This is a genomic window from Pseudoclavibacter sp. RFBB5 (genome assembly GCF_002931555.1).
In the GTDB taxonomy this organism is placed as follows: Bacteria; Actinomycetota; Actinomycetes; order Actinomycetales; family Microbacteriaceae; genus Pseudoclavibacter.
In genome coordinates this window covers 78,393-94,041 of record NZ_PSTZ01000001.1, presented here as the reverse complement: position 1 = coordinate 94,041, position 15,649 = coordinate 78,393, and the positions used below count along the sequence as shown (strand labels likewise).

Here is a 15,649-nt window from a genome sequence, read left to right as displayed (position 1 = left end):
CACGGAAAGGTTCGACAATGCCCCTCCCCTCGCCCCTGGACACGTTCAAGCGCATCGCCGTCGCGCCCATGGCTGGCGGTCCGAGCTCTCCCGCCCTCGTCATCGCGGCCGCAAGAGCAGGACACTTCGCGCAGCTCGCTGGCGGGTACAAGACAGCGGCGGCCTTGGAGACGCAGATCGCTGAGGTGACGGAGGCCGGTGTGCAGGTGTTCGGCGTCAATCTCTTCGTTCCCAACCCCCACCCCATCGACGAAGCGGGGTACGCCGCGTACTGGGAGCGCATCCGGCAGCACGCGTCCACGCACGATGAAACCGCGACCATGGCGCCCAGGCTGGAAGACGACGACGAATGGGCGGAGAAGCTGGATGCTGTCATCCGCAGTCGAACCCCGGTGGTGAGCTTCACGTTCGGGCTCCCCTCACCGGACGTGTTCCGGAGGCTGAAGACGGCTGGGGTCCTCACGGTCCAGACGGTGACGTCCGTCGACGAGGCGCGACGGGCTGCAGCAGCCGGCGCCGATGCTCTTACCGTTCAGGGATACGACGCCGGCGGTCACAGCGGCGTCTGGGATGCGGACACCTTCCCGGAGAACGTCCCGCTCACGACGCTCGTCGAGCGCGTCCGGACGGTCACGGACCTGCCGCTGATCGCATCGGGTGGTATCACTCGTCGCGACCAGGTACGCGAAGTGCTCGACGCGGGCGCAGACCTGGCCGCGGTCGGAACCGCGGTGCTTCTCTCCGACGAGAGCGGAGCATCCGCAACGCACAAGGCAGCACTCGCGGATGACCGCTACACCGAGACGATCCTTACGCGTGCCTTCACCGGCCGCCCCGCACGAGCGCTCGTGAACGCCTTCGTCGAAAGCCACGCGGATGCGCCCGTCGGGTATCCAGCTCTCCACCATCTGACCCGCGCGATGCGGGCGAACGCGACGGCCGCGGGTGACAGCACGCTCGTCAACCTCTGGGCAGGACAAGGGTGGCGCGACGCCGAGGAAGGCCCGGTCGTCGCGATCCTGGATGCCCTGGAGCCTTGAGACGGTGCCACGGTGCCACGGGGCCGGGCCGGTCAGCTGAGGAGAAGTCCCCGGTCCGGGAGACGCCCACCGCCCCAGGGCATCGAGCGCATCTGGACCGCAAGCTGCGAAGGCGCCATGCGGACAGGCGTCCGTTACGCTCGCAGGACAACGCAGCAGCTCGGATCCGGTTCGCTGAAGGAGATTGACCATGACGTCGACTGGCACGACCCCCCAGCGCTCCGACGCGCAGCGCAACCGCGAGAAGGTGCTCGAGGCCGCCACTGCAGAGCTGACCAGGGATCCGGATGTGGCGCTGAGCGTCATCGCGAAGCGGGCCGGCGTCGGTCAGGGCACGTTCTATCGGAACTTCCCGAACAGGGAGTCCCTGGTGCTCGAGGTCTACCAGCGCGAGGTCCAGCAGGTCGTGACCAGCGCCTCGACGCTCCTTCAGGAGCTCGCGCCCGATGACGCCCTCCGTGAGTGGATGAACCGTCTGGCAGCTTTCGCGATGGTCAAGTCCGGCCTTGCCGAGGCCTTCGATCAGGCGGGGAGGCCCGCTATGGACGCGAATCCCGCCTACGTGATGGTGCGCGACGCGGTCGAGTCGCTGCTGGTCGCCAATCGCGATGCCGGCAAAATACGCGCCGACATCACCACCGGCGACTTTCTCCTGGCCATCGCGGGCATCTGGCAGATCGATCCCTCCGGTGACTGGCAGAGCCAGGCTTCCCGACTTCTCGACCTGGTCATGGCAGGGCTCCGAGCGCCAGCCTGATCACCCCGGGCGCATTCCCTGTCGCAGGTTCCGAGGCGAGCATCACGAGTGCCCGCCATGCCCACGCCTTGATAAACGGACAACTGTCCGCTACGGTCGTCTCAAGCGGACAGATGTCCGCTTCAGTGTGCCGGCGTTCAGTCGGAACTGAGCCAGCAGACAGGGAGCCTCCCATGAAGGTGCTCGTAATCGGTGCCACCGGACCCACAGGACGCCTCGTCCTCGAGCGCGCGCAACGCGCGGGAGACAGCGTCACCGCCCTGGTGCGTCGCCCGGAAGCGCTCGCCGACCTCTCGAGCCAGATCACGGTCCTCGGAGGCGACCCGACCGCACCCGCGGATCTCGCGACGGCGATGATCGGCCAGGATGTGGTCATCTCGACCCTCGGCCGGGGTCGGTCCATGGGGCCGACCGACCTGTTCTCACGGGCCGCCGCCGCGCTGGTCTCAGCAGCGGAGCAGACCGGCACCACTCGGGTCGTGTGGCTGTCCTCGTTCGGCGCCGGTGACACCTATCCCTCCTCGACGCCCGTCCAGAAGATCATGTACAGCACCTTCCTGCGTTCCGTCTACGCCGACAAGACAGCCTCAGAGCGTCTGCTGCGCGCCAGTGATCTCGACCTGACACTCGTCTATCCCACGACGCTGACCCACAAGCCCGGCAAGGGAACCTACCGGTCCGGCGAGCACGTCCCCATGAAGGGCGCCCCGACGATCAGTCGTGAAGACGTCGCCCATTTCCTGCACAGCGCGGCTGCCGGTCCTGAATGGATCCGCCGCGACGCCATCATCACCGACTGACCACCCCCCCTGAACAGGAGCCACCACGTGAGCAACCAGAACACCTTCCTTCTCGGCGGAGACCTGCCGATCCGTCGCCTCGGCTACGGCGCCATGCGTCTGGCCGCGAACGGCTTCAGCGGCCCCGCCCGCGATGCCGAGACCAGCCGCGAGGTCCTGCGCCAGGCCATCGCGGCGGGTGTCGACCACATCGACACCGCCGACTTCTATGTCAGCGATGACGGCGCACTCAGCGCGAACACCCTCATCCGCGAGGCGCTGCACCCGTACCGCGATGACCTGGTCATCGCCACGAAGGTGGGCCCCCAGCGGACACCAGGGGGTGGCGTGGAGATGACAACCGACCCGAGCGCCTTGCGGCAGATGGTCGAGACCAACCTCGAGAACCTGGGCCTCGAGCGCCTCGACCTGGTCTACCTGCGACTCGGCGCACCCGAGGAATCGGCCGCAGCTCGCTTCGAGGCGCTCGCCGCGATGCGCGACGAGGGGTTGATCCGACACCTCGGGCTGAGCAACGCCGGGACGGCGCACCTGCACGAGGCGCTAACTGTGGCCCCGGTCGCGGCGGTCCAGAACCACTTCGTCGCCACGCAACGCGACGACCTCGAGGTGCTCGCCGCCTGCGAGGAGGTCGGGATCGCCTTCGTCCCCTTCTTCCCGCTCGGTGGCGGCTTCTCCGACATCACGGATGACCGGCTCACCACCGTCGCAGCCCGCCACGAGGCGACCACCGCACAGATCGCCCTCGCCTGGCTTCTCGCGCGCTCACCGGTCACCCTCGCGATCCCCGGGACCGGGTCACCCGCTCACCTCGCGGAGAACATGGCCGCAGACGCCATCACTCTCACTGCGGAGGACCTCGCCGACCTCGCGTGAGCATCGGCCCCACCCCCGCGACGGCTACCGGAACGCGCCCTCGAACACGAAGCGGAGGCGCTCGGCTGTGCGGCGGGACGGGGTGTTGAGACTGTCGCACTTCAACTCGTATCGGCGGTAGCGCAGCTCGTCGAAGACGTAGCGCGCAGGAGCGAGAGGGTGCCCACCGCGCGCCCACTCGTTGCTCGCACGCCCGCGCTAGGAGCGCGACGGCTTGTGCCGCACGTCGCGGAGCATCGGGGCCAGGTATCGCCCGGTCACGCTCTCGGGGCTGATCGACACTTCCTCCGGCGTGCCGGTCGCGACGACGCGGCCTCCCGCGGTGCCGCCACCCGGCCCCATGTCGATGACGTAGTCGGCATTAGCGATCATGTCGAGGTCGTGCTCGATGATGATCACCGTGGCACCGGTCGCCAGGAGCCGATCGATGACGTCGAGCAGCACTCTCGTATCGAGGGGATGCAGGCCGACGGACGGCTCGTCGAGGATGAATAGGCTGCCGTCGTGCTTGCGCCCGAGATCGGTGGCGAGCTTGAGGCGCTGCGCTTCACCCCCCGACAGCGCAGGGGTGTCCTCGCCCAGCGTCAGGTAGCCGAGACCGAGTTCGACCAGGGTCCGCAGCTTCCTCGCGAGTCTGGGAAGGCCTGCGAGCATCTCGGCGGCGTCCGAGACCGAGGCCGAGAGCAGGTCCGGCATGCTGCGCTCACCTCCCTCCGTGGCGATCCGGATCGCCTGCGCGTCAGGCCGGTACCGGCTGCCCCCGCAGTCGGGACAGGGGATGTCGACGTCCGGCAGGAACTGCACATCCAGCACCACCTGACCGGTGCCCTCGCATCGCGGGCAACGGAGCGAGCCCGTGTTGTACGAGAAGTCACCCGCCTTGAGCCCGCGCTCACGTGATTCAGGAGTCGCCGCGAACAGTCGACGCAGATCATCCAGGACCCCGCTGTACGTCGCCACGGTCGAACGGACGTTCGTGCCGATGGGAGACGCGTCGACGACGTTGGCTTCGTTGAGGCCCGCAGGGTCCAGCCTTCGCACGTGACTCGGCGGCACCGTGCCCTGACGGGCCGCGGCGATCGCCGGCACCAGGCTCTCGAGGACGAGCGTCGTCTTCCCGGACCCCGACATGCCGGTCACCGCGGTGAGACGCCCCTTCGGGATGCTGACCTGCAGCGGGTGCACGGTGTGCACCGCCGAGGTCTCGAGTCGCACGGTGCCCTGCGTGAAGACGCCCGCCGCGTCGCTCCGCACCCTGGTGATGGTCTCAGCTCGCCCATCCAGGAACTCTCCGATCAGCGATGCCGGGTGGGCGCCGATCTCGGGGACGGTTCCCTCCGCGAGCACGGTGCCTCCCGCCCCGCCGGACCCTGGGCCGATCTCGATCAGCCAGTCCGCCTCGCGGAGCACCTGCACGTCGTGGTCGACGAGCACGACGGAGTTGCCGTCGGCGAGGAGGTCGTGCATCACCCCGATCAGGCCGTCGATGTTCGCCGGATGCAGTCCGATCGAAGGCTCGTCGAGGACGTAGAGCACGCCGGTCGTCTCGTTGCGCACGGCTCGCGCCAGCTGGACTCGCTGGCGCTCTCCGGTGGAGAGCGTCGAGCTCGCTCGGTCGAGCGTCAGATACCCCAACCCGAGTTGCAGCAGCCGCTGCCCCATCTCGGCGAACTGCCCGGCGATGAGCGCCGCCATCGGCTGCAGGGTGTCATCCATCGACTCCGGGACCGCCGCCACCCACGCGAGGATCGCCTCGAGGTCCTTCCTCGCCGCCTGCGCGAGATCGATGCCACAGACCTCGCTGCCGAGCGCCTGCTCCGAGAGTCGAGTTCCGTGGCAGACCGTGCACTGATGCGTCGTGATGAAGCGGTTCACACGGGCGATCCCCGCTTCGCTGCTCGCATTGTCGATCGCCTCGCGAACCGCCTGCCGCGCGTTCCGATAGGTGAAGTTCAGGTCGAAGAGCTTGCCGGATCGGGACGGCACTCTGATCTCGCGCTTGACCGGAGCCCCGTCCATGACGATGAGCCGTTCCTGGTCGGTCAGCTCGCGGTAGGGCACGTCGATGCGGACCCCGAGCTCCGCGGCGACCTGGGGCATCACGGCAAGGCCGAACATCCCCCACGGAGCCACCGCTCCATCTGCGATCGTCTTCGACGGGTCGGGGACAAGCGCATCGTCATCCACGTCGCGCACGAATCCGGTACCGCTGCACTCGGCACAGGCGCCGTCCGAGTTGAATGCGAGCGACTCCGCGCCCGGCGGGGAGAAGCTCACGCCGCACTCGGGGCAGACGAGATCCTTGTTCGCAGCGACATCGATCGTCGGCGCGATCCGATGCCCGTTCGGACACAGATGGGACCCGAGGCGCGAGAACATCACGCGGAGCACGTTCAGCAGCTCCGTCGACGTGCCGAAGGTCGATCGCACTCCAGGGATGCCTGGGCGCTGACGGAGCGCCAGCGCAGCAGGGACATGCTGAACGGAGTCCACCGTCGCCCGGGTCGCGTGGGTCATGCGTCGCCGCGTGTACGTCGAGAGCGCCTCGACGTAGCGCCGCGAGCCCTCCGCGTACAGGACACCGAGCGCCAGCGACGACTTCCCCGACCCGGACACTCCCGCTATCGCCACGAGGCGACCGAGCGGGACGTCCACGTCGACGTTCTTCAGGTTATGGACCCGTGCACCTCGCACCTTGATGGAAGTCGGCTGCGTGCGGCTCTCCATTGCGACCTCCCGGGTCTTCTCGACCACACAGTAGGCGGCGGTCGATGGACACACGCGCGGTTGCCCCTCGTCCACGAGCGAAGCAGGGGAGCCGAGCTCGAAGGCTCCCGGCTTCGCTCGCGTGACGGACGCCCTCGGTCAGACGCCCATCTGCCCGAGCCAGTCGGTCACAGAGCGGGGGCTGATGCCGAGGCGCTGCTGCGCGCTCGTCGCCTCGTCGATGACCTCGTCGGGCTGCGTGGCTCGCCACTTGTAGGAGTCGACGACGGGCGCCGCCCCCGGGCCGATGAGCCTGGCGAGGTCCGTCCCGAAGTCGTCCGGGTCGCGGCTCTCGAAGCTGACGGGCTTCCCGAGGCGTGCTTCGAAGCTCGCCGCGAGGTCCTTGCCGAGCAGACCCGGCAAGGCGCCGACACCGACGATCCCGGTGATCGAGCTGTCTCGCATGAGGCCGACGACGACGTCCGCGACATCGAGGTGAGAGCTCCAGGAGACCGCGTAGTCCTCCCGTATGGGGTAGCTGAGCACGCCGCGCTCCTTCGCCGGTCCCGCGACGAACGGCAGCAGGAGGTTCTCGAGGTACAGGCGGGGCTGCACGACGGCGGTGGAGATCCCAGCCTCGTCGAGCCTGCGCACCAGCACCGCGAGCGCGCTCTCCGGGTCCTCGAGCGTGTATCCGCTCGTGGAGACCACGACTCGGGCGGGACGGGATGCCTCCGCGGCGTCGGCCACGGCGGTGGCCGCCGCGAGCTGCTGTGCAGGCGACCCGATGGGCAGGTGGACGAAGACCCCGTCGACGTCGCGGTAGGCGCTGGTCAGCGAGGCGGTGTCGGTGAAGTCGACGGCCACGGCCGTTCCCGGCCCCTCATAGGTGCTCGGCGTGCGGACAGCGGCGGTGACGTCGAGGCCGGCAGCGGCGAGAGCTGCGGCGACGGGGGCACCCTGGGCGCCAGTGGCGCCGTGGATCAGATAGGTCATGCGTCTATTAGTGCATACGATGCATCGGTTACGTCAACTGCACTAAAGGCCTATGCTCGAACCCATGTCTCGATGCGACGATCTCCCAGAGTGCGGTGTGGCACGCTTCCTCATCCTCCTCGAAGGCCCCTGGGCCACCTTGATCGTGCGGGAGCTGCTCCACGGCCCCCTCCGATTCACGGAGATCAAAGACCGCCTCCCTGGCATCAGCGCGCACACGCTCACGAACCGACTGCGGCGCTTCGAGGCGAGCGGGCTCGTCACCCGGACGGCCTACCCGGAGATTCCACCGCGAGTCGTCTACGAGCTCACCGAAGTGGGCGAGCAGCTGAGGACCGTGCTCGACGCGATGAACGCATGGGCGCTGTCGGTGCCCGAGGTCGTCGACACCGACTGAGCCCGTCGGGGCTTTCGTCGCCCCCTCCGGCGGATGCGCCGGTCGTCAGCCGCGCTGACGGTAGCGGTCGACGGCGTCGTTGTTCCCGCACCGCGTCGAGCAGTACCGACGAGTCGCGTTCCTGCCGACGTCGACGAACACCTGCTCGCAACGGCGCCGGGAGCAGACGCCGAGACGGCTGCCGCGCGATTCGGTCAGGAAGATCGCCAGACCACCCACTGTGACGGCCCGGACCCTGGCCAGGAGGTCGTCGCTGTCCGGGGCGAAGTGCAGGTGAGGGTCGAGACCGTCGTGCGTGCTCAGGTAGACGCCCTTGCTGGCCCCGAGCGCGAGAAGCGCGTTGACCTCGTCGCAGCGCGTCCGCGCATCCTGGCCCTCGAAGACCCGACGGAGCAGTCGAGCCCACTCGAGCACGCCATCGACGAATGTGGACAGTGCAGCTCGACCGCGGATCCCGTGCAGCTCGAGCGCCGCACCGACGCGTGCTTCTGGACCATTGCTGGCCTCGGCGTTGACGAGCTCGGCGGCGAGCAGCGCACCCGTCATGTTGTCATGGTTGAACTGCATTGACCTATTGCACCACGGTGGGGGCGTGGGAATCATCATGACTGCGATCGTGCCCGTGCTGCTGACGCTCATCGGCGGTGCGGTCCTGCGGCGCACCATGCTGAGGTCCGGCCAGTTCTGGAGCGGCCTCGAACGCCTCACGTACTACGTGCTCGGTCCCGCGCTGTTCGTCACCTCGATCGGGAACGCCGACCTCGGAGCCATCGACATCGGTCCGCTCCTGCTGACGACGACGGTTCCGATCATCACCGCCACGGGCGTACTCATCGCGTCGAGGCCCCTGCTGAGGTCGACCGGCCCCGCACTCGGCTCCATGGTGCAGGGGGCGATCCGCATCAACACCTATATCGGCCTGGTCTTCATCAGCGCCCTGCACGGCGAGCTCGGAATCGCCACGTTCGCGATCGCCTGCGCCATCTCGGTGCCGGTCGTCAATCTCCTCTGCGTCTCGACGCTCACCCTGTACGGTGCCCACGACGACGACGCCCCGCGGCCGAAGCTCCTCCGGGAGATCGCCACGAACCCGCTCATCCTCAGCTGCCTCGCCGGCCTGGGGTTGAGCATCACGGGCATCGCGCTGCCGACAGCGATCGCGAGCACCCTCGACCTCGCAGCATCATCGGCCCTGCTCTGCGGCACCCTCATCGCCGGTGCCAGCATCAGCTTCGCCTGGAGGAGGCGCGACCTCATCGAGGTGACCGTCCCGACCCTCATCAAGCTCGCCGCGCTGCCGCTCGCCGCGGCCGCCCTGACTATCGCGCTCGGCGCTGACGAGCTGACGCTCCACGCCGTCGTCATCCTGACGGCCGTCCCCACCGCCCCGTCCGCCGCCATCCTCTCCGCGAAGCTCGGCGGTGACACGCGACTCATGGCGACCATCATCGGCGTGCAGACGCTGCTGTCGACCGCATCGATGCCGCTGATGCTCGACTGGGCGGGGCGACTGGCGCAGTAGAGCTCGAGAGCGAGTTCCTCGACCGGTTCGAGCTCCGTCGGTCCCGCGCTGCCGGTTCCTACCACTCTTCGAGATCCCTGGCTACCGGGTGCATCCCGACGCCCAGCCGCCCTACGCTCGGGCGGGACCAGGGTTGTGGAGCCGAGGAGGTCCCTCCATGCGACGAGAGCGCTTCGAACGGGCATTGGAGACATTGGCGGCGCCAGTGGACTCCCTGGACTGCACCGCTGACCTGTTCCTGCAGACGTTCCGAGTGACGGGCGCATCAGTGTCCACCATGGGCGACGTCCTCGGCAGCGCGACGTTGTCGGCCTCGAACGAGGTGGCGGCTCGGATCGACGAGATCCAGCTCGACCTCCGTGAGGGGCCATGCTGGGACGCGCTCGCGACGAGGAAGCCGGTGCTGACCGAGAACGTGACGGCGCTCCCTGCACACCGGTGGTCGGCGTTCAAGGATGCGGTCTCGCGAGAGCAGGTCGGTGCGCTGTTCGCGTTCCCGATGTTCGTCGGGCCCACGCCGATCGGGGCGGTGGACATGTACGCGAGCACGCCAGCAGGGTTCACCCCGATGCAGGTGCGTCAGGCGGTCGTGCTCGCAGACCTGCTCGCGAAGCAGGTTCTTCGCCTGTCCCTGGCCTCCGCCGCCGACGCGCCGAAGGAGGCCCGTTGGAGATCTCGTCGCATCGAGGAGCGCCCGTGAGTCACGACGCACGCGGCAGTCGGCATTCTCCTGGCCAGTGATATCGGGCAGGCGGGCACGGTGCACGAGCTGCTGCAGAACTCGCCCGCCAGCTCGGTGCGGACTCACCCGGACAGGTCCCGGAGCCTCGGCGCACGCCAGTGCATGAGAAGCGCGGCGAGGCTCAGGAGCGTCGCGAACGCGGCAAGCACGATCTCCGTCGGCAGCACACCGCCGAGCAGCCCGATCGTGAGCACTGCTGAGGCCGACGCGGCATAGGTGGCGACGGCGAACTTCGATGCGAGCACGCTCTGCAGCTTTGGCGCAGCTCCCCGCGTCAGGTGCACGAGCGACGTCCGGTACGCCACGGCCCCTCCCCCGCCGACGAGCGCCAGCGCGATGAAGGCAAGCGCATTGCTCGTGGTCAGCACCGATGTCACCGCCAGCGCAGCGCCGACGGCGAAGGCGAGGTGACCGCTCGCCCTGGGAAACAAGCGCCCGAGGGGCGCGCTCCCGAGCTGGGCGATGGCCGCGGCCACGAGCATCGTGACACTTCCCGCGAACTGCGCCGCTGGCATGGCGGCGTCAGCGAAGATCGTCGGCGCGTACACGACACCGGCGCTGAGCCCTGTCCACACGATGGCGGCACGCAGGATCGTCCCCACGTCTGCGCGCGTCAGTCGATGAGATGGCGCGGCATCGGTCGTGCTCCTCGGCGGTTCACCCTGCGGCACCCGTGCCCCCGCCCGTGCCCGGAGCAGGAGGAGAAGCGCAACGGCGAGCAGCAGCGAGACTCCGGCACCCGTGACGTACATGAGCGTCACGCCGGCGGTGCTCTCGACCGCCGCCACGCCCTGCGCGATGGCAGTGCCGACGACCGCGCCGACGAGGTTCCCCGTAGCGGCCAAGCCCCGCCCGCGCCCCTGCAGCGCCTCGACGACCAGACCTGCCGCGCCACCGGTGGCGAGCCCGACCGCGATACCTGTTGCAGCCCGCCCCGCGAGGATCTGCCAGTCCACGGGCGACGCCAGAAGCGCATTCGCGCAGGCCGCGACCAGCAGCGCCACGACCACGGCCGCACCCGGTGACACGCGCACGCGGGAGAAGCCGACCACCAAGAGGGTCAGGACCGCCGCGGACACGTAGGCCACGAATGTCAGCGAGACTCCGAGCGGGCCCAGCGGAACCTCGACCCGGAGCATCGGAAGCAGCGGGTTGATGCTGTTGGCACCCGCGATCACGAAGCCGAATGCGAGAGCCGCAAGCGCCGCCAGGGCACGCTCCCTGGTGCTGGGATTCGTCAAGGGGACTCCAGTCGTCGCTCTCCGATCGGATCGCGAAGGCCCCGTAGGTCACCTGGCGTGAAGGTGCCACGCACGCACCCTGCTGAGGCCGAGTGTACCTCCGAACCGACGGTGGACACCGATCCGGGATCCGTGTATGTTCATGCAACGGACATGTGACTGGTCATGCAGGCAGGATCCGATTGTTGCTCTTCAGAGCTAACGGTCGGGTCCTTTTTTGTTGCCCGGATGCGGTCCCCCGGAGTTCCAATGGAGGAGCACAACATGAACATCAGCTCAGAGGCAGCCGAGATCCTCGAGCACGTCGGCGGGAGCAGCAACGTGTCTGCCCTGCAGCACTGCTCGACCCGTCTGAGGTTTACCCTCGCCGACGACAGCACCGTCGACGAGTCGGCACTCAAGTCCATCCCGGGCGTGCTCGGCGTCGTCCGAGGCCCGCAGACGCAGGTCATCGTGGGAGGACGAGTTCTCGAGTACTACCGAGCGGTCGAGAAGCTCCGCTCAGGGTCACCGACCGCCACCGCAGCCGAGAAGACCCGAACCCCGTGGACCGTCAAGCGGGTCGGCTCGAAGGTGCTGGACTTCGTCGTCAGCGTCTTCGTGCCCATCATCCCCGCGATCGCGGGCGCCGGCATCTTCAAGTCGCTGCTCGTCCTGGCAGCGGCCCTTGGCTGGATCGACCGCGAGACGGACTCGTACGCGCTCATCTCCGCCGTCCCCGACGCGGTGTTCGCCTTCCTGCCGCTCCTCGTCGCCTACACCACGGCCAAGAAGCTCGACGTCAACCGCCCGGTGGCGCTCGGCACGGTGGCGCTCCTGCTCTTCCCCGCCTTCACGGCCCTCGTGACCCAGGAAGGCGGCACAGCGCTGTTCGGGATCCCCGTCCCCGTCGTCAACTACAACTCGCAGGTGTTCCCCGCAATCCTCGCCGTGCTGCTGCTCTGGGGCACCGAGCGCTTCTTCACGAAGTTCTCCTGGCCGCCCATCCGAACGTTCTTCGTGCCCCTGATGTGCTACCTCGTCGTGGCCCCCGCGACCGTCTTCCTCATCGGCCCGCTCGGCTTCGAGATCGGCGACCTCTTCGCCGGCCTCCTCTTCAACTTCCACAACACCTTCGGGTGGATCGCCGTCGCGCTCCTCGCCGCCATCCTGCCGTTCCTCATCTCGGTCGGCATGCACAAGCCGCTGCTGCCCCCGACGATCACGACGATGGCGACCTACGGCAAGGAGAGCTTCTACCTGACCGCGTCGCTCGCCCACAACATCTCCGAGGCGGGGGCGAGCTTCGCCGTGGCTCTCCGCACCCGCAACCAGGGGCTCCGGGCGATCGCCGTCTCAGCTGGCTTCTCAGCGCTGTTCGGCGTCACCGAGCCCGCCCTCTACGGCGTGACGCTGCAGAACCGTCGAGCCCTCATCGCCGTCCTCGCCGGCGCCATCACCTCCGGCGCCTACCTCGGCATCACGTTCGTCGACACGTTCGCGATCGTCAGCCCCGGCCTGGCCAGCATCTCCATGTTCATCGACTCGCTCGACCCGTGGAACCTCATCCACGCGCTGATCGGTCTCGTCATCGGGCTCGTCGTCTCCTTCGTGGTCGGGGTGGTCCTCTGGAAGGACTCGGACTCCGGCACCCTGCGAGTGCTCGGCCAAGCCGAGAGCCAGCCGCTGGACGCAGCGGACGACACGGTGTCGCTCGCCATCGTGGCCCCCATGAAGGGCGAGGTCGTCGAGCTCTCATCCCTCGAGGACGGGGTCTTCTCATCCGGCGTCCTCGGAGAAGGCGTCGCGATACGCCCCGCCGACGGACGCGTCGTGGCACCCGTCACGGGAACCGTCACCTCCATGCTGGACTCACGGCACGCCATCGGCATCCGCACCGACGACGGCGTCGAAGTCCTCGTCCACGTGGGCATGGACACCGTCGCGCTCGACGGTGCACCCTTCACGACGCACGTCGCGCAGGGCGACCGCGTCGAAGCGGGACAGCCCGTCATCGACGCCGACCTCGACGCGATCAGGGCAGCCGGACTCGACACCATCACACCCGTCGTCGTCGTGAACTCAGCAGGACGAGACGTGCGATTCACGACGGGTCAGCACACCGAGCGTGCAGCACAGCTCATCGAACTCACCACCATCAAGGAGACCGCAAATGGCACTGTCTGACACCTTCCTCTGGGGCGGCGCACTCGCCGCGAACCAAGCCGAAGGCGGCTGGGGAGAAGACGGGCGAGGCTGGGTCGTCACCGACGTGCTCCGCCGGCACCCGAACGCCGACAACGACGACTTCGCGGCACTCCATGCGGTCACGCTGGAGAGCATCGCTGAAGCCAAAGCCGACCCCGACCCCACGTACTTCCCAAAGCGGCGAGGCATCGACTTCGTGCACCGCTACCGGGAAGACCTCGCACTGTTCGCCGAGATGGGCTTCTCCGTCCTCCGTGTCTCGATCCTCTGGTCGCGCCTCTACCCGACCGGCGAGGAGCTGGAACCCAACGAAGCCGGCGTCGCCTACTACCTGGACCTGTTCGAGGAGATGCAGCGCCTCGGCATCCAGCCGCTCGTCACCCTCTCGCACTTCGATGCCCCCCTCGAACTGGCCGTGACGCGCAACGGCTGGCTCGATCGAGCCACCATCGGCCTGTTCGAGCGCTTCGCCCGCACCTGCTTCGAGAAGTTCGGGCACCTCGTGAAGATGTGGATCTCCTTCAACGAGATCGACGGCATGGAGCGCCACCCCTTCACCTCCGGTGGGATCATCGAGGAGACAGTGACGGAGACCTCGATCACGCAGGCCTGCTACACGGCGCTGCACCACCAGTTCGTCGCCGGGGCCTCGGTCACCCGCCTGCTGCGGGAGCTGCACCCGGACGCCCAGATGGGGTGCATGATCACGATGCTCACCACCTATCCCCGCACCTGCCACCCCGACGATGTCGCAGCGACGCGCGCCAAGGAGCGCCTCCTCTACATGTGCTCGGACGTGCAGGCCGGCGGTTCGTACTCGCCGATCGTGCTGCGCCAGCTCGCAGAGATGGGCGTCACGGTTCCGTTCGAGGAGGGTGATGCCGAGCTCCTCCGCGAGAACACCGCGGACTTCGTCTCGTTCAGCTACTACATGTCGATGACCGAATCCGTCGATCCCGATGCAGAGCGCACTCCGGGCAACACGGTGCTCGGCGTGAAGAACCCCTACCTGGGTTCTTCCGAGTGGGGGTGGCAGATCGACCCCATCGGGCTGCGCATCTCACTGCTCGACCTCTACGACCGCTACCGCAAGCCGCTCTTCATCGTCGAGAACGGGCTCGGGATGCGCGACACGGTGGATGCGGATGGCCGCATCCGCGACGACTACCGCGTCGAGTACTTCCGAGCGCACTTCGAGCAGATGATCCAGGCCGTCGACGAGGGCGTGGACCTGATGGGGTACACGAGTTGGGGCCCGATCGACCTCGTAAGCTCGTCGACGTCGCAGATGAGCAAGCGGTACGGCTTCATCCACGTGGACCTGGACGACCTCGGCAACGGCACCTTGGAGCGCCGACGCAAGGACTCGTTCCACTGGTACCGACAGGTCATCGAGTCCAACGGCTCGAATCTCAACTGAGCCGATCGGCTGAGCTGAGCTGAGCGCAGCACGGCTCAGCTCAGCCCTCTCAGCTCGAGAGCAGAAACTACTAGCGGCGTCAAAGGAGACCCCCGTGCCCGCCATCAAGAAAGTCCTCAACTCCAGTGTGGTCCTCGTCGTCGACGACCGCGGCGTCGAGCGTGTCCTCCTGGGCAAGGGGATCGGGTACGGGCAGAAGCCGGGCGACGAGGTCTCACCGGCCATCACCGACCAGGAGTTCATCTCGCTCCCGGATGCGGACCACCGGAACCTCGTCGAGCTGCTCGCGCAGATACCGGCCGAGTACGTGGAGCTGACGAGGGAGATCGCCGCAGATGCGGCTCGGGCGGGACTGACCCTCGATCCACACGTGTACCTCACCCTCACCGACCACCTGCACTTCGCCGTGGAGCGACACCGACAGGGATTGACGCTCACCAACAGGCTCGCGTGGGAAGTGCGAACGGTCTACCCGGACCATCACGCGGTCGGCGTGAGCGCCCTCGAACATGTCGAGCGGCGGCTCGGAGTGCGACTCGGCGAGGAGGAAGCGGCCAATGTGGCCTTCCACCTCGTCAACGCCGACACAGGGAAGCCCGGGGTCGACTCCATGCGGGTCGTCGATCTCGTCGCGAAGGTCACCAGCATCGTGACCATGACGTCGGCGGTGCGCGTCTCACGCAAAGACCTCCACGCATCCCGCTTCCTGACGCACCTGCAGTTCTTCGCCGAACGGTTCTTCGCCGGCCAGCTGCTCGCCGGCGACGACTTCCTGTTCAGGAACCTCAGCGATCGCGCCCCGCGCGCCATCGCCACCGCGGAGCGGGTTCGGACGTTCATCCGCGAAGCGCACGGGGTCGAGCTGCCCGACGAGGAAGTGGCCTTCCTCGCGGTGCACATCGCCCGCGCGTCCCCTGAGTGATGCCTCCGGGGGCGGGCAGGGCGAGCGCCCCGCGGGCCCTCCG

Annotated in this window: 14 protein-coding genes; 10 read left to right on the top strand and 4 right to left on the bottom strand. The window is 68.0% G+C overall.

All coding sequences use genetic code 11. The annotated features are described in order from the left end of the window. Positions 1 to 17 precede the first annotated feature (17 nt). The 4 genes from C5B97_RS00460 to C5B97_RS00445 all read left to right on the top strand — a co-directional run bounded on the left by C5B97_RS00460 (position 18) and on the right by C5B97_RS00445 (position 3,473). Positions 18 to 1,040, top strand: a complete 1,023-nt coding sequence (locus C5B97_RS00460) for a nitronate monooxygenase (RefSeq protein ID WP_104310190.1) — start codon at positions 18 to 20, stop codon at positions 1,038 to 1,040. A gap of 190 nt (positions 1,041 to 1,230) precedes the next feature. Further along, complete coding sequence (locus C5B97_RS00455; RefSeq protein WP_104310189.1) at positions 1,231 to 1,797, top strand: TetR/AcrR family transcriptional regulator; 567 nt, start codon at positions 1,231 to 1,233, stop codon at positions 1,795 to 1,797. Positions 1,798 to 1,970: 173 nt separating this feature from the next. Then, positions 1,971 to 2,597 carry an NAD(P)-dependent oxidoreductase gene (locus C5B97_RS00450; protein ID WP_104310188.1) on the top strand — a complete coding sequence of 209 codons (627 nt, stop codon included), beginning with the start codon at positions 1,971 to 1,973 and terminating at the stop codon, positions 2,595 to 2,597. A gap of 27 nt (positions 2,598 to 2,624) precedes the next feature. Next, positions 2,625 to 3,473 (top strand): oxidoreductase, encoded by an 849-nt coding sequence (locus tag C5B97_RS00445; RefSeq protein ID WP_211892201.1) that lies wholly within the window; start codon positions 2,625 to 2,627, stop codon positions 3,471 to 3,473. Between the two features lie 198 nt (positions 3,474 to 3,671). Here the strand turns inward: C5B97_RS00445 and C5B97_RS00435 are convergent, their stop codons facing one another. Together C5B97_RS00435 and C5B97_RS00430 are read right to left on the bottom strand one after the other, a co-directional pair. Further along, positions 3,672 to 6,200, bottom strand: a complete 2,529-nt coding sequence (locus C5B97_RS00435) for an ATP-binding cassette domain-containing protein (RefSeq protein ID WP_104310186.1) — start codon at positions 6,198 to 6,200, stop codon at positions 3,672 to 3,674. Positions 6,201 to 6,338: 138 nt separating this feature from the next. Further along, a complete protein-coding gene (locus C5B97_RS00430) occupies positions 6,339 to 7,175 on the bottom strand; it encodes an NAD(P)H-binding protein (RefSeq protein ID WP_104310185.1) in 837 nt (278 codons plus the stop codon). Positions 7,176 to 7,239: 64 nt separating this feature from the next. Here C5B97_RS00430 and C5B97_RS00425 point away from each other — a divergent pair, with 64 nt between their 5' ends. Next, the gene (locus C5B97_RS00425) at positions 7,240 to 7,572 is read left to right on the top strand and encodes a helix-turn-helix domain-containing protein (protein ID WP_104310575.1); all 333 of its coding nucleotides are present in this window, start codon (positions 7,240 to 7,242) and stop codon (positions 7,570 to 7,572) included. Between the two features lie 45 nt (positions 7,573 to 7,617). Here C5B97_RS00425 and C5B97_RS00420 read toward each other — a convergent pair whose 3' ends face one another. Continuing rightward, on the bottom strand, positions 7,618 to 8,139 hold the full coding sequence (locus C5B97_RS00420; RefSeq protein WP_104310184.1) for a CGNR zinc finger domain-containing protein: 522 nt from the start codon (positions 8,137 to 8,139) through the stop codon (positions 7,618 to 7,620). 37 nt (positions 8,140 to 8,176) lie between these two features. Between C5B97_RS00420 and C5B97_RS00415 the strand changes: the two genes are divergently transcribed. Both C5B97_RS00415 and C5B97_RS00410 read left to right on the top strand, forming a co-directional pair. Further along, positions 8,177 to 9,094 carry an AEC family transporter gene (locus C5B97_RS00415; RefSeq protein ID WP_219819738.1) on the top strand — a complete coding sequence of 306 codons (918 nt, stop codon included), beginning with the start codon at positions 8,177 to 8,179 and terminating at the stop codon, positions 9,092 to 9,094. A gap of 205 nt (positions 9,095 to 9,299) precedes the next feature. Next, entirely contained in the window at positions 9,300 to 9,794 is a 495-nt protein-coding gene (locus tag C5B97_RS00410) for a GAF domain-containing protein (protein WP_181026836.1), read from the top strand. Positions 9,795 to 9,898: 104 nt separating this feature from the next. Here the strand turns inward: C5B97_RS00410 and C5B97_RS00405 are convergent, their stop codons facing one another. Then, entirely contained in the window at positions 9,899 to 11,077 is a 1,179-nt protein-coding gene (locus C5B97_RS00405) for an MFS transporter (protein ID WP_104310181.1), read from the bottom strand. A 264-nt stretch (positions 11,078 to 11,341) separates the two neighbouring features. On the opposite strand from C5B97_RS00405, the gene C5B97_RS00400 reads away from it, so the two are divergent. The 3 genes from C5B97_RS00400 (at position 11,342) to C5B97_RS00390 (ending at position 15,606) form a co-directional block, all read left to right on the top strand. Beyond that, positions 11,342 to 13,243 (top strand): beta-glucoside-specific PTS transporter subunit IIABC, encoded by a 1,902-nt coding sequence (locus C5B97_RS00400; protein ID WP_104310574.1) that lies wholly within the window; start codon positions 11,342 to 11,344, stop codon positions 13,241 to 13,243. Beyond that, positions 13,230 to 14,684, top strand: coding sequence for a glycoside hydrolase family 1 protein (locus C5B97_RS00395; protein WP_104310180.1), 1,455 nt, complete (start codon positions 13,230 to 13,232; stop codon positions 14,682 to 14,684). The genes C5B97_RS00400 and C5B97_RS00395 overlap by 14 nt, the downstream gene beginning before the upstream one ends. Positions 14,685 to 14,778: 94 nt before the next feature. Beyond that, complete coding sequence (locus C5B97_RS00390; protein WP_104310179.1) at positions 14,779 to 15,606, top strand: PRD domain-containing protein; 828 nt, start codon at positions 14,779 to 14,781, stop codon at positions 15,604 to 15,606. The last annotated feature ends 43 nt before the right edge of the window (positions 15,607 to 15,649 follow it).